The 20,922-nt window shown below is 69.2% G+C and carries 21 protein-coding genes; 12 read left to right on the top strand and 9 right to left on the bottom strand.

What is annotated here, in order from left to right:
- Positions 1-102: 102 nt before the first annotated feature.
- A complete protein-coding gene (locus tag ACZ69M_RS35190; RefSeq protein WP_470056366.1) occupies positions 103-921 on the bottom strand; it encodes an IclR family transcriptional regulator in 819 nt (272 codons plus the stop codon).
- A gap of 484 nt (positions 922-1,405) precedes the next feature.
- On the opposite strand from ACZ69M_RS35190, the gene ACZ69M_RS35195 reads away from it, so the two are divergent.
- Together ACZ69M_RS35195 and ACZ69M_RS35200 are read left to right on the top strand one after the other, a co-directional pair.
- Positions 1,406-1,540, top strand: coding sequence for a hypothetical protein (locus ACZ69M_RS35195; protein WP_470056368.1), 135 nt, complete (start codon positions 1,406-1,408; stop codon positions 1,538-1,540).
- A 52-nt stretch (positions 1,541-1,592) separates the two neighbouring features.
- A complete protein-coding gene (locus ACZ69M_RS35200) occupies positions 1,593-2,579 on the top strand; it encodes an aldo/keto reductase family protein (protein ID WP_470056370.1) in 987 nt (328 codons plus the stop codon).
- Between the two features lie 469 nt (positions 2,580-3,048).
- On the opposite strand, the gene ACZ69M_RS35205 is transcribed toward ACZ69M_RS35200, so the two are convergent.
- From ACZ69M_RS35205 to ACZ69M_RS35220, 4 genes are all read right to left on the bottom strand, one after another.
- Positions 3,049-3,927, bottom strand: a complete 879-nt coding sequence (locus ACZ69M_RS35205; RefSeq protein WP_470056372.1) for a VOC family protein — start codon at positions 3,925-3,927, stop codon at positions 3,049-3,051.
- 48 nt (positions 3,928-3,975) lie between these two features.
- A complete protein-coding gene (locus tag ACZ69M_RS35210) occupies positions 3,976-4,818 on the bottom strand; it encodes an alpha/beta fold hydrolase (protein ID WP_470056374.1) in 843 nt (280 codons plus the stop codon).
- A gap of 353 nt (positions 4,819-5,171) precedes the next feature.
- The gene (locus ACZ69M_RS35215) at positions 5,172-6,191 is read right to left on the bottom strand and encodes an aldo/keto reductase (protein WP_470056376.1); all 1,020 of its coding nucleotides are present in this window, start codon (positions 6,189-6,191) and stop codon (positions 5,172-5,174) included.
- Between the two features lie 47 nt (positions 6,192-6,238).
- Complete coding sequence (locus ACZ69M_RS35220) at positions 6,239-7,135, bottom strand: helix-turn-helix transcriptional regulator (RefSeq protein ID WP_470056378.1); 897 nt, start codon at positions 7,133-7,135, stop codon at positions 6,239-6,241.
- A gap of 290 nt (positions 7,136-7,425) precedes the next feature.
- On the opposite strand from ACZ69M_RS35220, the gene ACZ69M_RS35225 reads away from it, so the two are divergent.
- The 4 genes from ACZ69M_RS35225 to ACZ69M_RS35240 all read left to right on the top strand — a co-directional run bounded on the left by ACZ69M_RS35225 (position 7,426) and on the right by ACZ69M_RS35240 (position 10,245).
- Positions 7,426-7,608 (top strand): hypothetical protein, encoded by a 183-nt coding sequence (locus ACZ69M_RS35225; protein WP_470056380.1) that lies wholly within the window; start codon positions 7,426-7,428, stop codon positions 7,606-7,608.
- A gap of 173 nt (positions 7,609-7,781) precedes the next feature.
- The gene (locus tag ACZ69M_RS35230; protein WP_470056382.1) at positions 7,782-8,666 is read left to right on the top strand and encodes an aldo/keto reductase; all 885 of its coding nucleotides are present in this window, start codon (positions 7,782-7,784) and stop codon (positions 8,664-8,666) included.
- 90 nt (positions 8,667-8,756) lie between these two features.
- Positions 8,757-9,824, top strand: a complete 1,068-nt coding sequence (locus ACZ69M_RS35235; protein ID WP_470056384.1) for an NAD(P)-dependent alcohol dehydrogenase — start codon at positions 8,757-8,759, stop codon at positions 9,822-9,824.
- Positions 9,825-9,873: 49 nt separating this feature from the next.
- Entirely contained in the window at positions 9,874-10,245 is a 372-nt protein-coding gene (locus ACZ69M_RS35240; RefSeq protein WP_470056386.1) for a DUF2255 family protein, read from the top strand.
- Positions 10,246-10,488: 243 nt separating this feature from the next.
- On the opposite strand, the gene ACZ69M_RS35245 is transcribed toward ACZ69M_RS35240, so the two are convergent.
- Both ACZ69M_RS35245 and ACZ69M_RS35250 read right to left on the bottom strand, forming a co-directional pair.
- Positions 10,489-10,911, bottom strand: coding sequence for a hypothetical protein (locus tag ACZ69M_RS35245; protein ID WP_352053317.1), 423 nt, complete (start codon positions 10,909-10,911; stop codon positions 10,489-10,491).
- Positions 10,912-11,276: 365 nt separating this feature from the next.
- Positions 11,277-12,440: an NAD-dependent formate dehydrogenase gene (locus tag ACZ69M_RS35250; RefSeq protein ID WP_470056388.1), complete on the bottom strand. Its 1,164-nt coding sequence runs from the start codon at positions 12,438-12,440 to the stop codon at positions 11,277-11,279.
- Between the two features lie 210 nt (positions 12,441-12,650).
- On the opposite strand from ACZ69M_RS35250, the gene ACZ69M_RS35255 reads away from it, so the two are divergent.
- The 6 genes from ACZ69M_RS35255 to ACZ69M_RS35280 all read left to right on the top strand — a co-directional run bounded on the left by ACZ69M_RS35255 (position 12,651) and on the right by ACZ69M_RS35280 (position 16,735).
- Positions 12,651-13,220: a fluoride efflux transporter FluC gene (locus ACZ69M_RS35255; RefSeq protein ID WP_470056390.1), complete on the top strand. Its 570-nt coding sequence runs from the start codon at positions 12,651-12,653 to the stop codon at positions 13,218-13,220.
- Positions 13,208-13,585: a fluoride efflux transporter CrcB gene (gene crcB / locus ACZ69M_RS35260; protein WP_470056392.1), complete on the top strand. Its 378-nt coding sequence runs from the start codon at positions 13,208-13,210 to the stop codon at positions 13,583-13,585. Before ACZ69M_RS35255 ends, crcB begins: the two co-directional genes overlap by 13 nt.
- Before the next feature lie 147 nt (positions 13,586-13,732).
- The gene (locus ACZ69M_RS35265; protein WP_470056394.1) at positions 13,733-14,011 is read left to right on the top strand and encodes an FmdB family zinc ribbon protein; all 279 of its coding nucleotides are present in this window, start codon (positions 13,733-13,735) and stop codon (positions 14,009-14,011) included.
- A 190-nt stretch (positions 14,012-14,201) separates the two neighbouring features.
- Positions 14,202-14,837, top strand: coding sequence for an AmiS/UreI family transporter (locus ACZ69M_RS35270; RefSeq protein ID WP_470056396.1), 636 nt, complete (start codon positions 14,202-14,204; stop codon positions 14,835-14,837).
- Between the two features lie 27 nt (positions 14,838-14,864).
- The gene (gene fmdA / locus ACZ69M_RS35275) at positions 14,865-16,115 is read left to right on the top strand and encodes a formamidase (protein ID WP_470056398.1); all 1,251 of its coding nucleotides are present in this window, start codon (positions 14,865-14,867) and stop codon (positions 16,113-16,115) included.
- Between the two features lie 119 nt (positions 16,116-16,234).
- A complete protein-coding gene (locus ACZ69M_RS35280; RefSeq protein ID WP_470056400.1) occupies positions 16,235-16,735 on the top strand; it encodes a hypothetical protein in 501 nt (166 codons plus the stop codon).
- A gap of 426 nt (positions 16,736-17,161) precedes the next feature.
- Here ACZ69M_RS35280 and ACZ69M_RS35285 read toward each other — a convergent pair whose 3' ends face one another.
- Together ACZ69M_RS35285 and ACZ69M_RS35290 are read right to left on the bottom strand one after the other, a co-directional pair.
- A complete protein-coding gene (locus ACZ69M_RS35285) occupies positions 17,162-18,205 on the bottom strand; it encodes an NAD(P)/FAD-dependent oxidoreductase (RefSeq protein WP_470056402.1) in 1,044 nt (347 codons plus the stop codon).
- The gene (locus ACZ69M_RS35290) at positions 18,166-20,691 is read right to left on the bottom strand and encodes a twin-arginine translocation signal domain-containing protein (protein WP_470056404.1); all 2,526 of its coding nucleotides are present in this window, start codon (positions 20,689-20,691) and stop codon (positions 18,166-18,168) included. Before ACZ69M_RS35290 ends, ACZ69M_RS35285 begins: the two co-directional genes overlap by 40 nt.
- Positions 20,692-20,922: the final 231 nt, after the last annotated feature.

Genomic DNA, 20,922 nt, shown 5'->3' on the forward strand with positions numbered 1-20,922 from the left:
CCGGTCGTCGGCCACGGATCGGTCGTGGGCCATGCGTCCGCGCTGCTTCGGACAGGCGCGACGGGAGTGCGCACGCCCTCCGCGTTCCGCTCGTGCCACAGGTCAGGCAGCGGCACGGGAGAGATCGCGGGCCATGCCGATGAGCTGGGGTGCGTAGCGTTTCAGGCTCTGCGGCCGGAAGGTACAGACGGAGATGGCCGCCACGGCCGTATGGGTCTCGGGATCGAGGATCGGCACGGCAATGCAGTGCAGTCCGTCCTGCAGCTCACCCTCGTCGTACGCGAGGCCGTCCCCGCACACCCGCTCCAGCTCTTGTTCGAGTCGGGCCGCCGTATGGATGGTCCGAGCGGTGAACCGTCGGAACGGACCCGACATGACCCGTTCCACCTGTTCGTCCGAGGCGTACGCGAGCATGGCCTTGCCCAGCGCGGTGGAGTGCGCGGGCCGTCGCGTTCCGACGGCCGTGGGAGAGCTTCCGGTGTTGTGGCCAAAGAGCTTCTCCAGGTAGAGCACGTCCGTACCGCTCAGGGTCGCCAGGTGCACCGTGTCGCGGGTGCCGGCGTACAGCTCTGTCAGGTAGGGCATCGCCCGGCGCCGCAGACCGGTGGATCGGATGGCGCTGGACCCGGCCCGGTTACCGACCTCGAACAAACGCTCGGTAAGGCAGTAGCGCGTACCGATCTTCCGGACGAATCCACCCTCGACCATGATCGAGAGGAGCCGGTGCGCCGTCGATTTCGGAACACCGACCGCCTGGGCGAGTTCCGTCACGCCAAGAACGGTCTTCGGCCCCCTGAAGGCATCGAGCAGGACCAGGACCTTCGCCGCCGAGGTGTCCGCAACCCCCGCCCTGCCCGCCGCCGCGGACCCGGCGGGTCCAGAACCAGGCACGCCGACGGGGACGCCGAACAAATCGCTCACTGATGTCGCCTCCCTTGCCGACGCCCAGCATGTAAATCACCATTTACATGTACGACATCTACGCCCGCTCGGGGCGGGGTGTCAAGCCGAGGAACGGAAGGCGGGCCGGGCCGCGCGGACGGACTCGGCGGCCAAGACGCAACCTGCCGTGAGCGAGCCGACGGCCACACGGGCCTCCTGACATCGCGGGGCGACGACTCTTCGGGGCCCGCGGCCGACGCGGTGCATCGGGCAGCACGAAGGGATCCGGGTCGCCACTCCGCTGCCGATGTGGCGTCAAACCCCCGGCAGGAGCAGGAATCGTCCTCGCCGCGCGGATCGCTGCCCGGCCGATCACGGCTCGCCGCGCGTTCCGCGGGCCAGAACACACGCACGCAACGACGCCGACCACCCGTGCACGACGGTCGGTTGAGGCCGAGCCCGGCACACGGACCTCCGTGGCCCCGGCAACGCCCGTACTCCGCAGCCCAACAGAGGGGACGTCATGCGACCGCAGGCAGGGAAGTACGAGGCGCGCCCTCGCGACGTCGTCGCCGAGCACGTACGCCGCTACGAAGGGACGGGGGACCTGCGCGCGGGCCCCTTCGAGGGCCGGCCGACGATCATCCTCACCACCTGACCACCGCCAAGAAGTGGAGGGACTCGCCGGTATCCGCAAGTAGGGTCGCGTCATGGAGTTCCGAAATCTCGGCTGCAGCGGCCTGACGATCAGCGAGATCGCGTACGGCAACTGGCTCACCCACGGTTCCCAGGTCGAGGAGGACGCCGCACTCGCCTGTGTGCGCGCCGCCCTCGACGCGGGGATCACCACCTTCGACACCGCCGACGTCTATGCGCAGACGCGAGCCGAGTCCGTCCTCGGCCGAGCTCTCAAGGACGAACGCCGGGAAGGCCTGGAGATCTTCACCAAGGTCTTCTTCCCGACCGGTCCGGGCCCCAACGACCGGGGCCTGGGCCGCAAGCACATCATGGAGTCCATCGACAACTCGCTGCGCCGGCTGCAGACCGACTACGTCGACCTGTACCAGGCGCACCGCTACGACGCCTCCGTCCCGCTGGAGGAGACCATGGAGGCGTTCGCCGACGTGGTCCGCTCCGGCAAAGCCCTGTACATCGGCGTCTCCGAGTGGACCCCCGAGCAGATTCGCAACGGTCACGCGCTCGCCCGGGAGCTGCACATCCCCCTGGTCTCCAGCCAGCCGCAGTACTCGATGCTGTGGCGTGTGATCGAGGACGAGGTCGTGCCGACCTGCGAGGAACTGGGCATCGGGCAGATCGTCTGGTCGCCCATCGCGCAGGGCGTCCTCACCGGCAAGTACGCACCGGGCGCCCCGCTGCCGGCCGGCAGCCGCGCCACCGACGAGAAGGGCGGCGCGAGCTTCGTCGGCCGGTTCCTTCAGGACGAGGTCCTGGAACGCGTCCAGCGCCTCAAGCCGCTCGCCGAGCAGACCGGGCTGTCCCTGGCCCAGCTGGCCGTCGCCTGGGTCCTGCAGAACTCCAACGTCTCCGCCGCCATCATCGGCGCCTCCCGACCCGAACAGGTCGCGGAGAACGTCAAGGCGGCAGGGGTCAAGCTGGACGCCGAGCTCATGAAGGCCATCGACACGATCCTCGACCCTGTCGTGGAGCGCGACGCGGCCAAAGCCGGACGGATCTGACGTTTCGCGCGCCGCCGTCTCGCCTCAGATGTGCGTGCCAGATCCCGCGTCTGCGGCATGACGGGCCGGACAGGTCCTGGTTGGCGACCTGGAGGTAGCCGTCGACCATGAAGGCCGGCAGCCCGCCGTTGGTTCCGGTGACGCGGACGGTGTCGAGCGACGACAAGTCGGCGGGCTGCCGTCGTGGCAACGGCAGCCCGCCGAAGCGGGCCAAGGGGCGGACCCGCTTGTCGCCGGTGCGGACGGCGACGGTCAGGGGCCGGGCGGCCGTGGATCCGCTTTCGCCCGGCGCGATGAGTGCGATGAGTGCTCCGGGAAGCGAGCGGTGGCCCAGGGACGGCCGCCTCGCAGGCGGTTGTTCCGGCCGCGCGTGAGCGGACCACTGCCCATGCCCGGAGTCGAGGCAGGCGATGCGTACGGAATGATCAGCAGGCCGGCGCCAAAGACCGGCCGAGGCAGGCCGGGTGACTCACACATCCGGCTCGTCGGGATCGGCCTTCCGGTGACCCCAGTAGCTCGCCGAGTCGTAGCGGGCCGGTGCCCAGGTCGCGTCGTCGATCAACTTGCCGCCGTACCCGTACTCGACCTGGAACCCGGAGGGCGTCTTCACGTAGAACGACAGCATCTCGTCGTTGGTGTGCTTGCCGAAGGTCGCCGCGATGGGGGCCGCACCGTCCTGGACCTTGTCCCAGGCACGCCCGATGAGGTCGAGATCGTCGACCTCGAACATCAGGTGCCCGACGCCGGTCAGCCCGGGGATCGGGGCGAACGCGAACGAGTGATGGCGCTGGTTGGCGTGGAGGAACGTGCCGCTGAGGCCGGGGCCGAAGTCGATGAAGTCGCTCAGCCTGAAGCCCAGGAGCTCTTGGTACAGCTTGCTCTGGGCCGCGCCGTCCGTGGCGAACTGGAAGAGGTGGCCCATGCCGCCCGCCCCGGTGACGAACCGGGCTCCGGTGGGCGAGACGAAGCGCTGCTTCGACTCCATCAGGCCCCAGAAGAGCTCCAGCCTCTGGCCCGCAGGGTCGTCGAATTCGACGAGCCCACTGACCTGCCGCTCCTTGACCGCGTCGGCGCCCGCCCGCTTGACGGAGTAGCCGTTGCTCTCCAGCAGCTCGGAGATCTCCTCCAGCTCCCGCGGGCCCTTCACCTCCCACCCGATCGCCGTGACGCCTTCCGCGTCGCCGCGACGGATGTCCAGGCGGTACGCCTTCTCGTCCATCCGCAGCACGAGCCTGTCCGGCGTCTCCACGGCCGGCTGCAGGCCGAGCAGCTCGCAGGCGAACGCCTTCCAGGCGGCGAGATCGTGTGCCTCGACGACCACGTATCCAAGGCCGATGACCTCAGCCATGTCCTGCCCCTTCCTGAAGTTCCGCTGTGTCCGGGCGAGTTGCCGGGATCACGGGGTGGAGACGAAGTCGGCCACGAGCCGGTTGAACTCGTCGGCGTGTTCGAGCTGCAACCAGTGACCGCACCGGTTCATCAGCACCAGACGGGAGTCGGGGATCAGCGTGACGAGCTTCAGCGCGCCCTCGTAGTGCACGACCCGGTCGTCCCGTCCGTGGAAGAGCAGGGCGGGGACTCGGATCCCGGCGATCTCCTGCGGGGTGGCGGCGCTGCGGCGGATTCCGCCGAATCCGTCCGCGAGGAAGTTGGCCAGGTGGTCCGGGCGCCTGCGCGCCTCGTCCGAGCGCTGGCGGATCAGCTCGTCGGTGACGAAGGCCGGGTCGTAGGTCATGATCTCGACCAGCTCGCGAATCGTCTCAGGCGACGGGTCGCGGTATCCCTTGAGCAGGACCTTCAGGCCCTCGCTCGGGCCGTCTCCGGCAGCGAAGAGGGAGGGGCCCGAGGCTCCGGCGCCCATGGTGATCAGATGCGAGATCCGGTCGGGGTGCCTGACCGCGAAATTGACGGACGTGAAGCCCCCCATCGAGTTCCCGACGAAGGCCGCCTTGTCGATCTCCAGGGCGTCGAGCAGTTGCAGTGCCGCTTCGACGTGGTCGCGGTCCTCGGAGGTGACGGCGTCGGACGCGCCCCAGCCCGGCATGTCGACAGCGATCACGCGGAAACGGTCGGCGAGCGTCTTCATGTTGGGGCCGAAGTTGCTCCAGCCGGTGGCGCCCGGGCCGCTGCCGTGCAGCATCAGGATCGGCTGTCCCTCGCCCGCCTCGTTGTAGTGGATCTTCCAGTTCTTCGTCTGGACCGTACGGCTGGTGCCCTCGGCCGTCAGCGTCTGCGGCATAAGAATCTCCTTCGTAGCTCGCGCCCACCGATCTGGCCTGTCGCACGTCCCTGGTTCGACTGTGGATCGGGTGGGCCGACGTGGTTCACACTGCGCTGTTGGCAGTGGGCGTCGGAAGCGCGATGTTCCACATCGCGGCACAACCAGGGCCCGGCAGGAGCCGTGAGACCGCTCGGGACGAGCAACGGGCCGCTCCGGTCAGGAGCGGCCCGTTGGACCACCTTGGCGCCGGAGCCGCGCCGGCCGGTCGAGCGGGTGACCCGGACAGCAGCGGGCACGGCACCCTGGTCGACGCGAACGGCCGCCGGGTGACTGCAACGGCGGCCGTCCGTGACCCATGAATCCGCCTCGTGTCAGCGACGCCGCTGGTCGGCCCGCAGCTCGAAGTCGCCGTAGCTGTTGTCGACCGGGTTGACCGTGACCCCGGGGGCCACGATGTCGTCGATGGCGTCGAGCACATCAGCCGGGAGTGTGACGTCGGCGGCGGGCAGGAACGCCTCCAACTGCTCCATGGTGCGCGGGCCGATGATCGCCGAGGTGACGCCGGGGTGGTTGATGACGAAGGCGACGGCGAGCTCGATGAGTGTGAGGCCGGCCTTCTCGGCCAGGACGGCGAGCTGCTCGACGGCGTCGAGCTTGCGCTGGTTGGCCGGGGCGCTCATGTCGAAGCGGGCCTGGGGGCGTGCCGCCGAGACAGGCCCCTCGGAGGTGTTCTTGCGGTAGCGGCCCGAGAGCCAGCCGCCGGAGAGCGGGCTGTAGGTGAGGGTGCCCATGCCGTGCCGGCGCACCGTGGGCAGCACGTCCTCCTCGATGCCGCGGACCAGGATCGAGTACGGCGGCTGCTCGGTCACGAACCGCTCCAGGTGCCGCTCCCGGGAGACCCACTGGGCCTCGACGATCTGGGAACCGGAGTACGAGGAAGAGCCGAGGTAACGGACCTTGCCCTGGCGCACGAGATCGGAGAGGGCGCCGAGGGTTTCCGAGACGTCGGTGTCCGGGCTGGGGCGGTGGACCTGGTAGAGGTCGATGTGATCGGTGCCCAGGCGCCGTAGGGAGTTCTCCACCGCGCGAATGATCCAGCGCCGTGAGCCGCCGCGCTGGTTGGGGTCGTCCTGGTCCATCGGCATGAAGAACTTGGTCGCCAGGAACACGTCCTCGCGCCGGCCCTTGAGCGCCTTGCCGACGATCTCCTCCGAGACACCGGCGGAGTAGACGTCCGCGGTGTCGACGAAGTTGATGCCCGCGTCGAGGGCACGGTGGATGATCCGGATCGAGTCGGCCTCGTCCTCGTTGCCCCAGGGGCCGAACATCATCGCGCCCAGGCAGAGCGGGCTGACCTGGACGCCGGTGCGGCCGAGCGGTCGGTACTGCATGAAGCGGTTCTCCTCGTTCGTGTGGTCAGTGGGTTCCGGACGCACGGTCAGTCGGTTCCGGAGGGGACGGCCATACCGGTGGTCGTCCAGCCGGCGAGGAGGCCGAGGGCCTCCCGCTCCGGAGAGTCCGGTTCGGGGGTGTAGAAGTTGAGGCGCAGTCCTGGGTCGGACGGCAGCTCCATCGCCTCGTAGGGCAGGGCGAGATCGCCGACCAGCGGGTGATGGAGTTTCTTGACGCCGGAGCGGTGGAACTTCACGTCGTGGCGGGCCCACCGGCGGGCGAACTCGTCGCTCCTGGTGGTCAGTTCTCCGATCAGGTCGGTGAGCGCCTTGTCGTGCGGTGCCCGGCCCGTCTCGGTGCGCAGGAAGGCGACCGCGTCGTCCGCCCCCTTGTCCCAGTCGACCCAGAAGTCCTTGCTCGCGGGGTCCAGGAACATGAAACGGGCGCTGTTGACCGGCCCCCGCTGGACGAACAACGGCGAGTCGAAGACCGGGGCGTACAGCGCGCGTCCCAACACGTTGGCGGCCACGATGTCGAACCGGGCGTTGCGTACGAACGCCGGCACACCGGTCATCGAGTCCAGCAGCCGCAGGATCGTGGGCCGCACCCGGGAGGAGGTCACCGTGGTCCGCCGGCCCGACGGTGTCGACGCGCGGGCCAGGTCGTAGAGGTGGGTGCGCTCGGCCTCGTTGAGCTGCAGGGCGTGTGCGAGGGATTCGAGCACCGAGTCCGAGGCGCCGGAGAGGTTTCCGCGTTCGAGACGGACGTAGTAGTCGACGCTCATGCCCGCGAGCAGGGCGACCTCCTCACGGCGCAGACCCGCGACGCGGCGGTTCCCGCCGTAGACCGGCAGTCCGGCCTGCTCCGGGGTGATCCGTGCCCGCCGGGTGCTCAGGAACTCGCGGACCTCGGCGGCCAGGTCCTTCTTGTCAGCGCCGGCCATCGTCGGACTCCGCACGGATGTGCCGCGGCGCTGCCGGAGGGCATGACGCGAGGCGGATGGTGGCTTCGGCGGGGGCCAGGGACACGGGGAACTCCTCCTGATCGGCGAACATCTTGCGCCGGCCTCTTCACCGTAGGTCCGTTGGCCACGGCCTGCGAGGTACTGCCAGTACCCGGAAGAGCAGTGACTCCCACCTGCGGGCCCGCGCGCTGTTCCCTGGAGAGGACCGAGAGCGGGCCACCCGGAACCGGGCCCGGCTCCCCGACTCCGAACCGACCTGAAGGAGCACCGTGCGCGCAGCACTCATGTACGAAGCCGACGACGTCCGCGCCGGGCATGTCGCCGACCCGGTCCTCAGGGAACCCACCGACGCCCTGGTCCGCATCACCGCCGCCTGCGTCTGTGGCAGCGACCTCCACCCGTACCGGGCGATGGACGCGCGCGAGGCTCTCAAGGTGCTGGTACGGCCATGAACAGGCACCCTTCGATCAGCACGGCCGACGCGCCTGTACGCCTCGACGGCACCTCGTCCACCGTCCGGACAGGGCCCCGCTGACCGGCTCCGCCGTCCTGCTCGCGCCCGCACTCGTGGCCGTCTCGACCCTCATCGTCCCCACCCGCGCCCCTACCACCCAAGGACACCCTGATGCAGACCCTCACCCTCAACAACGGCGTCCAGATGCCCGCCCTCGGACTCGGCGTCTTCCAGACCCCGCCCGACGAGAGCCGGGCGGCCGTCACGGCCGCCCTCGACCTCGGCTACCGGCACATCGACACCGCCGCCGCGTACGGCAACGAACGCGAGGTCGGGCAGGGCATCCGCGACTCCGCGGTCCCCCGCGACGACCTCTTCATCGAGACCAAGATCTGGATCAGCGACTACGGCTACGACGAGACCCTGCACGGCTTCGACAAGAGCGCCACGAAACTGGGTGTCGACCGGATCGACCTGCTGATCCTGCACCAGGCCCTGCCGTCGGACTTCGACAGGACCCTCGCGGCCTACCGTGCTCTGGAGAAGCTCCTGGCCGACGGCAAGGTCCGGGCGATCGGCGTCAGCAACTTCATGGTCGACCACCTGACCATGCTGCTCGACGCCACCACCGTCGTCCCCACCGTCAACCAGCTGGAGATCCACCCCTACTTCCAGCAGCGCGCCGTCCTCGCCTTCGACGACGAGCACGGCATCCTCAACCAGGCGTGGTCCCCGATCGGCGGCATCACCTTCTATCCCGGCTACGGCGAGGACCGCCGCAGCGTCCTTGAGGACCCGGCCGTCACCGCCGTCGCTGATGCGCACGGCAAGAGCCCCGCCCAGGTGCTGCTGCGCTGGGGCATCCAGCAGGGCCGCTCGGTGATCCCCAAGTCGACCAGGCGCCACCGGATCGCCGAGAACATCGACGTCTTCGACTTCGCACTCACAGCGGACGAGCTGAAGGCCCTCGACGCCCTGGAGACCGGCCGGCGCGGCGGCCCCGAACCGGAGGCCATCACTCTCGCGAACTACGGCCGCGCGATCCCGGAAGCCTGATCGTCCTCCCCGTACCTGCGAACCCCGTACCTGCGAAGCCGTACCTGCAACCCCGTACCGACGACCCCGTACCTGCGAAAAGGAATCACCGTGTCCACCACCGTCAACGCGTTCGGCGCCCCCGAGGCGGGCCGGCCGCTCACTCGCGTCACCATCGAGCGCCGTGACGTCGGCCCGCACGACGTCAAGGTCGACATCCTGTACTGCGGCATCTGCCACTCCGACATGAACTACGCCGACGGCACGTTCGGCCCGCTGCCCATCAGCCCGCTCGTGCCCGGTCACGAGATCGTCGGCCGGGTCACCGAGACCGGCTCCGACGTCACCCGCCACCAGGTCGGCGACCTGGTCGGTATCGGCTGCATGGTCAACTCCTGCCGGGAGTGCGAGAACTGCCAGGCAGGCCAGGAGCAGTACTGTCTGGGCGGCAACACACTGGTGTTCGGGGCCCCCGACCCCGCCGAGCCCGGCGCCCACACCCAGGGCGGCTACTCCGAGGCGATCGTCGCACCCGAGGACTTCGTCGTCCGCGTGCCGGAAACCCTCGACCCGGCCGCCGCCGCTCCCCTGCTGTGCGCCGGCATCACCGTCTACTCCCCGCTCAAGCGGTTCGGCGCCCGGCCCGGCACCAAGGTCGCGGTCGTCGGCCTCGGCGGACTCGGCCACCTCGGCGTGAGGATGGCCAAGGCCATGGGCGCCGACGTGACCGTCCTGTCCCAGTCCGACAGCAAGCGCGAGGCCGCAACGGCCCTCGGCGCCGACCACTACGCCGTGACCGGTGACGGCTCCGCGTTCACCGAGCTGGCCAACACCTTCGACATCATCCTCAACACCGTCAGCGCACCCGTGTCCCTGCCCGACTACCTCGGGATGCTGCGCCTGCACGGCACCATGGTGAACGTCGGAGTGACGACCGAGCCGATGCCGATGGAGGTCTTCCCCCTCCTCCAGAACGGCCGGTCCTTCGTGGGATCACTGTTCGGCGGCATCGCCGAGACCCAGGAAATGCTCGGCTTCGCCGCCGAGCACGGTGTCACGGCCGACATCGAGCTGATCGACGCACAGGACATCAGCACCGCCTACGAGCGGATCCGCGCCTCCGACGTCCGCTACCGGTTCGTGGTCGACGGCGCGACCTTCGCCGGTCGGAAAGCGTGACACGCACCACGGACAACGCTCGAACAACACCCCACGGAAGGTGAGGATCATGACCGCCTGGAACGACTCGGACCTGAGGAAGGTCGGCTCGGCGGAGGAACTGGACCTCGCGTCCGAACGCACCGACGGCACACTTCGCGCCCCGGTGACCATGTGGGTCGTACGGGCGGGCGATCACCTCTACGTCCGCTCGGTCAAGGGCGTCGACGGCCCCTGGTACCGGGGCACACGCTCGGGCAGCCAAGGACGTATCGCGGCCGGAGGCGTCCGGGCCGAAGTCGTCTTCCACGAAGCCGGACCCGGCGAGTACGCCGCCGTGGATGCCGCCTACCGGGAGAAGTACGGCCGGTACACGAGCATCGTCGAGCACGTCCTGACCGACCGGGCCCGCGCCGCCACCCTGCGTCTCGAACCCCGCTGACCCACGTTCGAGCGTCGTCCGAGCGTCGAGAATCGCCTGCGGCGGCGGACCATCGTCACCCGCGCGATCGTCGCCATACCGTGGAACCGCAGGTCAGGCCACCCTGGACGGGCAGGCCGTCGGCTCGGCAGCCGGTTCCAGGATCGCGACGCACTCCACGTGCGAGGTCATCGGGAGCACGTCGACCACGGCACCGCGTGCCCTTGGACTGCCGGAGGCTCGCTCCGCAGCCGCTCGGGCTTCTCAGAGCTTTCCGCCGATCTCGCATGCCTGGCACGGCGGCCGGCCGCAGGTGCACTGCGTGATGGCCTCGAGGACGTCGCGATCGTGGTAGAGGCACTCGTCCTTGCAGGTGTGGCGCGGGATGAACCCTGCCGGGATCTCACCGGGCCACGGCTCGTGACCGTCCCGGCAGCGCGCGAACCGCTCAGGGTCGGTGGAGTGCAGGTCGTGCATGCGCGACCGCGCCTCGTCCTCCAGTTCCCGCACTCGCTCCACCAGGCTCTTCAGCTCGGTGGCGATGCTGGAGTACCGGTCGGCGCCGGTCCTTACGTGTGCGGCCCGCAGGGCCATCGCCGCGTTGCCCAAAAACCGGCCGGCATCCTGAAGATCGGTCACGTGATGCAACTGAATGCCGTTCACGCCCCGGACCCATACGGCGTCCATGCTGCTCACTGATCCACCTTCCCGACGTTCGCCTTGATTATCTTGCGAAACAGTATGCGCGGCGCCGGAGCGTCCGCATAGAAAAAATCTGTCTGTTTAGCAAACTAAAGGTCTCGGCCGCGCCCCGCCAGCAAATTCGTGGTGAGTCGGATCACAGGAGGTACGGGCTCGCAACAGGCACGACATAGCCGAAGGTCCATTGCCCACTCATGTGGTGGATCTTCGGCTTCATCTTCCAATGGATCTTCTGATGATTTCCGCCGCCCGCAATTGAGCCGGAATTAACAGGGTTCCCTGTCGGTAAGACGCCGACCACAGGCGTCGCCATGCCCGGTGGCAACAGCGTCGTTCCGGCTCAATATGCGCTATCCGGCGACCGTGTAGGAGCGCGCTCCCGTCCCGGCGAGCCCACCGCCGTCGACGATCAGGTACTCCGGGCGGATGGGGCGCCCGTCGAACCAGCATTCCAGGATCTCCCGGGTACCGGCGGCATAGCGGGCCTGCGCCGCGAGGGTCGAACCGGACACGTGCGGCGTCATCGCCTCGTACGGCATGGTGCGCCAGGGATGGTCGGGCGGTGGCGGTTGCGGATACCAGACGTCACCGGCGTAACCGGCCAGTTGGCCGCTGTTGAGGGCCCGCACCACGGCATCCCGGTCGACGATGAGCGCGCGTGCGGTGTTGACGATGTACGAACCGCGCTTCATGGCCCCGATCAGGTCGTCGTCGAAGAGGTTCTGCGTCTGTGGATGCAGCGGAGTGTGGATCGAGAGCACGTCGATCGAGGAGGCCAGCGAACGCACGTCGGGATGCCAGGTCAGCTCCAGTTCCTCTTCGACCTCCGTGGGCAGCCGGTGCACGTCGCAGTAGTGCAGCTTGACGTCGAACGGCTTGAGGCGGCGCAGTACCGCCTGGCCGATACGGCCGGAACCGAGGACGCCGACGTCCATGCCTTCGAGGTCGTAGGCGCGCGCGACGCTGTCGGCGATGTTCCAGCCCTTCTTGGCGGTCACCCAGTCGTGGGCCGGCATGTAGTTGCGCACCAGGGTGAGGATCTGCATGACGGCGTGCTCGGACACGCTGATGCTGTTGCTGAAGGTCACCTCCGCCACCGTCATGCCGTGGGCGATGGCGCTGGGCAGGTCCGTGTGGTCCGACCCGATGCCGGCTGTGATCGCGAGTTTGAGCCGGGGAGCGGAGGCGATCCGCTCGGGGGTCAGATACGCGGGCCAGAAGGGCTGCGAGATCACCACGTCGGCGTCGGGCAGCTCACGGTCCAGGGTGGAGTCCGGTGCTTCCTTGTCGCTGGTGACGACATAGGTGTCGCCTCGGTCCTCCAGGAACCGGCGTAGTCCCAGTTCTCCAGAGACGCAGCCGAGGAGCTGCCCCGGGGTGAAATCTATGGATTGTGGAGTCGGCGTTGTCTGACCGCCCGGATATCCGGTGATGACCGGAATCTCGTCGCGGGCGTAGTCGGGAGGATAACCGCCCACGGGGTCGGGATAGAGCACCGCAATGATCTTTGCCATGGCTGTCCTCCATCGGTGAGGCCTCCGCTCCGGCTGAACCGGTCGGGTACCGATGATCACGAATTTTAGTTGAGCAGGCGTCGGCGCTGCAATCCCCGCGGATACCATGGAGGGTGCGCCAGTGGATAAGGATGCGGATATTCGATGGGGCCTGCGCCGGGAGTCGGGGCGACAGAGCGTACCGATCCGTATTCCGTGCGGAGGCTTCTGATGCGGGCGTACGAATCCGGGCCCGAGAGGGAATCCCGAGGGCCTACACACATCTCCGGTACCGAGCCCGAGCCGCGAGCCGAGCCCGAGCCGGGAGGCGATCCAGCGCCGTCACGCGAGCCGTTCCGCTCACGTCTGCGCAAGGGCGTCCTGGCGGCGGTCGCGCTCGGCGGCGTTCTGGGCGGGGCGGCCCGTTACGGACTTGGACTGATGTTTCCCGCGCCTCGGGGGGCGTTTCCGTTGACGACGTTCGCCATCAACGTGTCCGGTGCGTTCCTGCTGGCGCTGCTGCTCGTGTATGTGCTCGAGATCTGGCCGCCGACCCGGTACGCGCGACCGTTCGCCGGCGTCGGGTTTCTCGGCGCCTTCACCACTTTCTCGACGTGGATGGTCGACACCGATCACCTTCTGGGTCTCGGCCACTACGCGCTCGCGGCGCTCAACGTCTTCGGCAGTCTGTTCGCCGGCCTGGCCGCGACCACTCTGGGCCTGGCGATCGGCAGGATGGCCCTGGCCCGGCGGTTGCGGCTCACCGCGCGGCGCGGTCGCTACGGCTGGTGGATCCGGTGATCACCCTGGTCGCCGTCGGTGCCGCGGCCGCGGTCGGGGCAGTCGCACGCTACGTACTCGACCAGTACGTGCAGTACAGACACCCGGGCCTGTTCCCGCGCGGCACGTGGCTGATCAATATCACCGGTTCGTTCGTGCTGGGCGTAGTGGCGAGCCTCGGCGCGCGGCACGGGCTGCCGGAGCAGGCCGTACTCATTGCCGGTGTCGGATTCTGCGGCGGCTACACAACGTTCTCCACCTTCAGTTACGAATTGGTCCACCTGCGCGAGAAGGGACAGGTCGGAAGGTCTCTGCTGTACGGCACTTCGAGCCTCGTGGTGGGTCTGTCGGCGGCAGCGGCGGGGCTCGCCGTCGGGTCGCTCTGAGAAAGGTCAGGCACAGCCGTCGGCGACTTGACACGTAGATTTACGAGACGTCTCCTTGATAGTGAGAAACATGATGTGGCGCGCCGATCCGGGCACGCCGCACCCGCTCGGGGTTGGCCAGCGTCCACCGACATCCGGAGGCTGCTGATGGCAACCTACGAATATCTATGCAGCCGCTGTGGGCCCTTCGATGTGAAGTTGGAAATCGGGACGGCGCCCAAGGCTTACGGTTGCCCTGTTTGCGCGGGCACTTCGAGACGTGTGTATTCCTCGCCCGGTCTCTCGCTGACCTCTCACGCGGTCGCCGCCCTCCATCTCTCGGAGGAGCAGGCGCGTGAGGCCCCGGCAGTGGTCTCCCAAGTGCCGCCACGCAGAAGGGTGCCACGGCACCCTCACCCCGCACTCGCGCGGCTGCCGCGTCTCTGAGGGCGGTGGTCGACAAGGCAGAACGTCTCATGCGGGTTTCGACGTCGGAGCACGACGGCGTTCCCGTAGTGGTGCGCGATTCGGAATCACGGAAGGGGCGCCGGGAGCCGAGCCGTATCCTCGGCAACTCATCGGCGGCCTGGGCTCCACGAGATTCCGCCCCCCACGCGGACTTAGGAGGTGTGTCCCCGTGGGAAACGTGGGACTGCTCTTTGTCGGTGCCGTTCTGTTCATGAACGGGCTGTTGCTGCTGGGGAAGGCCGACGCCAAATCCGCAGCAGTGTTCAACCTCTTCGTGGGTGGGCTGCAGGTTCTGACGCCGACCTACCTCATCTTCACGGCCGGCGATGACCCCATGAAGATTCTGGCGGCATCCGGCATCTACCTGTTCGGATTCACCTATCTGTACGTGGGAATTGTCCTGCTCGCCGACATCGACAACGTCTGCGTAGGCTACTACTCCCTCTTCGTGGCGATCGTCGCCCTAGGGTATTCGTTCGCCAATTTCCACCTCTTCAAGGACTACCCGTTCGGAGTCATCTGGCTCTACTGGTCCTTCCTGTGGTTCCTGTTCTTCCTGACGCTCGGTCTCAAGAAGAAAGAGCTGTCCACGTATGTGGGCTGGGTGACGGCGATCGAGGGCTGGGTCACCGGTGTCATTCCTGCGGCGCTGCTGCTGTCCGGCTACTGGAAGCACACCACGGAGATCGCCATCGCCCTCGGGGCCTTCGGTGTCGTCGTCTTCGCGGCGCTGTGGCCGCTCACCAGGAAGTCGCGGCAGCCGGTCACGGCTGGATCGGCCGGAAGTACGGGCACAACGTCCTGACCGGATCAGAACTAATGAGGAGCTGTCATGCCCGAAAATCTCTTCAGCGTGGACCACAGCAAGTCGATGCGTGACCAGGCCGTGCCCGGCCACAACAGGTGGCACCCGGACATTCCCACCGTCGCCATGGTGAAGCCGGGAGCGGAGTTCCGCGTGGAGTGCCGCGACTGGACCGACTGCCAGGTCGGCAACAACGACAACGCCAACGACGTACGCGACATCGACCTGACCATCCCTCACATGCTCAGCGGACCGATAGGCGTGGAAGGTGCCGAACCCGGCGACCTGCTCGTCGTCGACATACTCGACCTCGGCCCCGTGCCGCAGCAGACCGGGGACGCGGCAGGCCAGGGCTGGGGCTACACCGGCATCTTCGCCAAGGCCAACGGCGGAGGCTTCCTGACCGACTACTTCCCGGACGCCTACAAGGCGGTATGGGACTTCCACGGACAGCAGGCCGTCTCCCGCCACCTTCCCGGGATCCGCTTCACCGGAATCACCCACCCCGGGCTGTTCGGAACCGCCCCTTCCACCGAGATGCTCGCCCGCTGGAACGCCCGCGAGAAGGCGCTGATCGACACCGACCCGAACCGGGTCCCGCCGCTCGCCGTACCGCCGGACGCCACCAACGCACTCGCCGGCACAGCCACCGGGAACCTCGCACGGCGCATCGGTGAGGAAGGCGCGCGCACGGTGCCGGCCCGCGAGAACGGAGGCAACCACGACATCAAGAACTTCACCCGGGGATCGAGGGTCTTCTACCCCGTACACGTCAAGGACGCGAAGCTGTCCGGCGGCGACCTGCACTTCAGCCAGGGCGACGGAGAGATCACCTTCTGCGGCGCCATCGAAATGGGCGGCTTCATCGACTTCCACGTCGACCTGATCAAGGGCGGCATGGAGACGTACGGCATCTCCACCAACCCCGTGTTCATTCCGGGCAACGTCGAGCCGAGGTACACGGAGTTCATGACCTTCATCGGGATCTCCGTCGACCACGACACGGACACGAACTATTACCTGGACGCGACACTGGCCTACCGCCGTGCCTGCCTCAACGCCGTCGAGTACTTCAAGAAGTTCGGCTACAGCGGAGAGCAGGCCTACCTGCTGCTCGGCTCCTCCCCCATAGAGGGGCGCATCAGCGGCATCGTCGACATCCCCAACGCCTGCTGCTCGCTGTACGTACCCACCGCTATGTTCGACTTCGACGTGCGGCCGACCTCCGCCGGCCCGATGAAGGCCGACCGTGGCGAATGCGCGCTGACCACGACCTGAACCGCACATCAGGGGCGTCACCGAAACCTTCGGTGACGCCCCATGGCTGGACCTGTTCCATGGCCAGTGGGCTCGGCCGGAAAACGTTCACGCGGACGGTCGTTGCCACAATGACGGCCATGCGGAGCATCGAGTTTCTCAACTACCCCTTCGGCCAGTCGTCGGAGCTGCTGTGGGGCTTCCGTCTCGACGGCACGGATCTGCGCGTGCACGCCGCCGACGCCACTCGCGACCTCTGGCGCCAGGAGTGGGAGGAGGAATCCCGGTCCGAGGAGGAGCGCTTCCTCCTCACTCAGCATGCCGGCCTCTTTCTCTCCGAGGTCGACGACCCCCTACGGCATTTCCTCGGGGACCCCACGCCGGAGTTCGCTGATCCCTCCACCGGCACGACCCCGGTCCTGGGCTGCTCCTGCGGCCTCTGGGGCTGCTGGCCCCTGCTGGCGGTCATCACCACCACTCCGGCAACCGTCACCTGGGCATCCTTCCGCCAGCCCTTCCGGAAGGAGTGGGGCGAGCTGTCCATGGGCCCGTACGTTTTCGACCGCGCCGCCTACGACGCCGCGCTCGCGGAGCCGGTCCTCCTCTCCGAAGACCCGCTGCTCGTCACGGGGAGGAGCTAGCCACGCCGCTTTCGTTGACGGTGAAGTGTCCGTTCGCGGCGCCGTTGAGCAGGGGCGGCCTGGTCGGCCGCCGTAGGGCGTTCCCGATTGCGGGGTACAGCGCGGTCCGGAGCAGCCCTCCAGCAGCCACACGCCTCGCCCGGTTCGCGACCACTTCGGTCGCCGGGTCGCACACCCACCAGGCGCGGTCTCATAGGGCTCGGGGCCGTGCCGCATGGCATCTCCCGACCGGGCTGCCGTCTGTCGGTACGGCACGGAGGGATACCCACGGCTGGTGCCCGCTTGTCGTCCGGGGGCTGTCAGCAGCATCCTTCTGTGCGTGGTGACGCCCTGCCAGGCGGAGCAGCCGAACGGATCGACGTCGGCGCCTGCCCGGGTTCCCGGACCCGGTGGGCGGATCGCCGCGCCCACCGCGCCGTGCGCGCGTCAGCCGAACCCGTGGGCGCCGAGCTCGGCGTAGCGGGCGGCCAGTTCGGCCATGTCGCGTTCCGCTCCCTCCCGCAGCCAGCGCCCGTACATCCCGGCCGCCTCACCCTCCTTCAGGACGTGGCCCGCGACCCCCGAAGCCAGCGAGCCCGCCGTCCAGCCCGACAGGAGGGCCCGCAGCACCCCGTGCGACGAGGCGGGGTCCAGCAGGGCGCCCGCGTCCCCGGTCACGAACCAGCCCGGCCCGGCGGCCCTCGGGCACAGCCGCCAGCTGACGTCCGCGGACCGGGCCGGACCCTCGGGCACAAGGCCCGCGAACTCCTCCGGGGGCCCGCCGCGCGGCCGCCCCTGCTCCGGTACGAAGTCCAGCCGCATCCACTGGTACCGGCCGCGGCCCACCCGCGCGGTCCACGTCCAGCCGGAGCGGTCCGCGGCGATCGCCGGAGCCGCGTCCCGCTGCGGGCAGGACCCGGTCGCGTAGCCGTACCGGATCAGCAGTTGTGGCGAGCGCGGCGGGGCCATCAGGCCGAGGGCGCGGCTCAGCCAGCGGGCGCGGCCCGTCGCGTCGATGACGGTACGGGTGCGCAGCGGCGCGGCCGTCCCGGCCAGCCGGACCCCGGTCACCGCGCCGCCCTCCACCACCGGTTCCCGTACCCGGCAGCCGAGGCGGACCTCCGCGCCCGCCTCCCGGGCCCGGTCCATCAGCAGCGCGTCCAGCCGTCGGCGGTCCACCTGGAAGCCGTGCCAGGGCCCGCTCTCGTCCCGCCCGAACGGCTGGAACCGGGGCTCCGTGCCCCACCCGACCGTGATCCCCTCGTGCCGGGCTCCGACGGCGTCCGCGAATCCGCCGGGCAGCAGCCGGGCCAGCAGGGTCTCGGCGCCCGGGTGCAGGGCCTCGCCCGGGCGGGCCACGGGTGCGGCCAGGCGCTCGGCGAGCACGGTCCGCAGCCCGGCGGACGCGCAGACGATCGCCGCCGCGCATCCGGCGGGCCCGGCCCCGGCGATCAGGACGTCGGCGTCGGTACGGAAGTGTCGCGCCTCCACGGGCCTCCGTCCCTTCGCAGCAGTACCGTACGGCCGTCGGTGTAGGCCGCGACGTCCTCGGCGATCTCCACCAGCACCTTCTGGATGCTGCCGGGATCGCGGCTCTCGGCCCCGGGCCGGTAGACCCGGAACCGGTACCGCCGCGGTCCGGCCAGGCGGCCCCCGGCGGACCGTCCGGCCTCCGCGAGTCCCGGGTCGCCCGCCTCCACCGCGGTGAACGACAGGACCGCCCATGCCGACTTGGCCTTCAGGATCTCGATCACCGCCCGGTCCCCGAAGCGGGTCACGAACTCCGGGTCGTGGATGCCGAGGCTCCAGTAGACCGCCGACATGGCCAGCACGCGTGCCTTGGTCTCGGCGAGGTCCACACGCGCGGTGAGATACGCGGTGAGCCGGTCCTGGGTGGTGATGTAGTCGGCCCGGTCGATGTCCTGATACGCGACCACCGCCCGGCCGCCGACGGCCCGGACCTCGGGTCCCCTGATCCCGTCCCACGGCAGCCGGCCCAGTCCCCTGACCTCCTCCATGCCGATCTCGGCATCGGTCAGCGGCACGATCGTCGGCCACGGGTAGGGGAAACCGGATGCGTGCTTGAGCGGGGTGAAGGTCCGCGTCGCGTCCGGTGCCACGGCGGGCCAGTAACTGCCCAGTGCGGCGCAGAGCTTGGCGTCCTCCAGGAACGGCGTGCCGAGGCTGTACGCCTGCATGAAGCGCTGGAGCGGGGCCCCGGGCTCGTTGTAGACCAGTCCCTGGCTCACCTCCCAGCCGGGGTCGGTCACCCCGGCCGCCGCGTCGGGGAGGCCCGAGTACCGGCCGCGGGCGTCGTCGGGCAGGGGGCGGGCCACCGGGTCGCCGGGCGCGGGCTGCCCGACCACCGCGGTGAGGGTGTCGTCGTAGATGTCGAAGCCCTTGGGCAGGGTGATGTCGCCGGCGAAGCGGAACTCCGAGAGCGGCCGCGGCGGCAGGGTCCACAGGGCGTCCCGGGTCTCCTGGGGCACCGAGGTGCGCCACCACACGGCCAGGTCGTGCTGGTTGACGCAGGGGAAGAAGTCGGGGGGCGCGACGCTGCAGAAGGCGGGCTTGAAGGTGTCGATCTCCGCCGCGAGTTGCGGGCACTGGACGGAGACGAAGCCGTCGCCGGCGAAGTCGATCCAGTGCTGGGCCCGGTAACCGCCCTCGTGGATGATCGTCTCCATGTCCGGGTTGAGGTTGAGGTCCTCCAACCGGCCGTCGTCGTGCAGGCGGTGGCGGATGTTGACGTACTCGGGGGAGCGCCGGTCGTTGTCGGGGACGGCGCCCTGCGCGTACGTCGGCTCCGTCTCGACCGCGCCCGGGATGAGCTGGACGGAGGAGAAGTACAGGATGCCCGGGTCCTGGACCAGGTCGGAGGAGACGTTGAAGGTCAGCCACTTGCCCGCGAACCGGGCCCGGTCGGCGAAGACGTGCGGCTGCGGGGCGAGGACGCCCGAGCCGTGGGCCTGCTGCGCCGGGAGCAGTGCGGCGATCTTGTCGTCGCGGATGGTGAAGGGGAAGGCGTCCAGATCCTTGCCGGTCCACTCGGTCGGATAGCCCTGCTCCCGCAGGAAGAGGTGCATCCGCTTGAGTTTCTCGTTGACCATGCGGGAGTCGAGGGAGAGGGACAGGTCCAGGCCCGCGACGCACTCCCGGCCGGGGAACAGCTTGTGCAGCGGTACCCAGAAGGTCCGCTCGTCGTCGCCCGACACGACGTTCCGGGGCCCGAAGCGCCGGCTGTCGGCACCGGTCACCTGCATGGCGAGGTACGGGGCGAAGCGCTGCGGCACCGTGTGGAAGACGAACGGCCGCTTCGGGTCGAGGGGGGCGAACTGGCGGCCGCGGGCGTCGTAGCGGGGGCCGGTGGTACCCATGCGGGTGATGCCGGTGCGGGAGAAGCAGAGGTCGGCGTGGCGGCCGTGCACGGAGCCGGTCGCGTCGCGGTAGTCGAGGGCGAAGACGACGACGCCGAGGCGGTTGTCGCCGGCGATCCCCCGGAGCCGGTCGAGGGTGGGCGGGTGCACCCCGTAGACGTAGTTCTCGACGGCTTCGGTCTCGGCGAGGGTGGGGAACGCGCCGAGGGCGCGCCCGCGGCCGTCGGTGAGCACGGCCGCCGCGGCGAAGGCGTGATAGAGGAGGCTCCGCGCCGGGTTGCCCGGCTCGATACCGCGGGCCGGCAGGGACGGTGCGAAGTCCCCGAAGCCGGGCACCGTGCGGTCGAGTGCGGGGATCGGCTTGGCCAGCTCGGCAGCCAGGTCGCGGGCGCCGATGTCCAGGACCCCGCGGGTGACCGTACGCAGGAGCGTCCGCCAGCCCTGGTCGGCGAGGCGGGCGCAGGCCTGCGCGACGGCTTCGGCCAGAGGTCTCGACGATGGTGACGCCATGGCCTCGTACTGCACGGTGAGCCCGGGAAATCCGAGGAGGAGCCCGCCCGCGGCGGCCCCCTTCATGAGATCGCGCCGAGAGAGCTCCACGCCGTTCGCCTCCTGGGATGTGCCGGATTCCCCCTCACCGATCGGTGATTCTGACGGCTGGGACGCGGGGGGTACGCGCGCGACGCGGGATTGCCGCCCAATGGGTCAGCCGGTTGCCGCGCCGCGCCGGGTTGACCGTGGGGGTGTCCTGGCCGACATCAACCGTCTGGAGCAGTGGCGCGGCCGCCCGCCGGGTGCGTGCGGGCCGGCCCTGCGCGACGGCCGCGGCCT

The organism is Streptomyces sp. NPDC107454 (assembly GCF_055582885.1).

What these genes read in the sequence shown, in the direction of transcription:
- ACZ69M_RS35195 (WP_470056368.1), top strand. Translation starts at nt 1,406, where the DNA reads ATGCGACCGCAGGCAGGGAAGTACGAGGCGCGCCCTCGCGACGTCGTC.
- ACZ69M_RS35200 (WP_470056370.1), top strand. Translation starts at nt 1,593, where the DNA reads ATGGAGTTCCGAAATCTCGGCTGCAGCGGCCTGACGATCAGCGAGATC.
- ACZ69M_RS35205 (WP_470056372.1), bottom strand. Translation starts at nt 3,927, where the DNA reads ATGGCTGAGGTCATCGGCCTTGGATACGTGGTCGTCGAGGCACACGAT.
- ACZ69M_RS35210 (WP_470056374.1), bottom strand. Translation starts at nt 4,818, where the DNA reads ATGCCGCAGACGCTGACGGCCGAGGGCACCAGCCGTACGGTCCAGACG.
- ACZ69M_RS35215 (WP_470056376.1), bottom strand. Translation starts at nt 6,191, where the DNA reads ATGCAGTACCGACCGCTCGGCCGCACCGGCGTCCAGGTCAGCCCGCTC.
- ACZ69M_RS35220 (WP_470056378.1), bottom strand. Translation starts at nt 7,135, where the DNA reads ATGGCCGGCGCTGACAAGAAGGACCTGGCCGCCGAGGTCCGCGAGTTC.
- ACZ69M_RS35230 (WP_470056382.1), top strand. Translation starts at nt 7,782, where the DNA reads ATGCAGACCCTCACCCTCAACAACGGCGTCCAGATGCCCGCCCTCGGA.
- ACZ69M_RS35240 (WP_470056386.1), top strand. Translation starts at nt 9,874, where the DNA reads ATGACCGCCTGGAACGACTCGGACCTGAGGAAGGTCGGCTCGGCGGAG.
- ACZ69M_RS35245 (WP_352053317.1), bottom strand. Translation starts at nt 10,911, where the DNA reads ATGGACGCCGTATGGGTCCGGGGCGTGAACGGCATTCAGTTGCATCAC.
- ACZ69M_RS35250 (WP_470056388.1), bottom strand. Translation starts at nt 12,440, where the DNA reads ATGGCAAAGATCATTGCGGTGCTCTATCCCGACCCCGTGGGCGGTTAT.
- ACZ69M_RS35255 (WP_470056390.1), top strand. Translation starts at nt 12,651, where the DNA reads ATGCGGGCGTACGAATCCGGGCCCGAGAGGGAATCCCGAGGGCCTACA.
- ACZ69M_RS35265 (WP_470056394.1), top strand. Translation starts at nt 13,733, where the DNA reads ATGGCAACCTACGAATATCTATGCAGCCGCTGTGGGCCCTTCGATGTG.
- fmdA (WP_470056398.1), top strand. Translation starts at nt 14,865, where the DNA reads ATGCCCGAAAATCTCTTCAGCGTGGACCACAGCAAGTCGATGCGTGAC.
- ACZ69M_RS35280 (WP_470056400.1), top strand. Translation starts at nt 16,235, where the DNA reads ATGCGGAGCATCGAGTTTCTCAACTACCCCTTCGGCCAGTCGTCGGAG.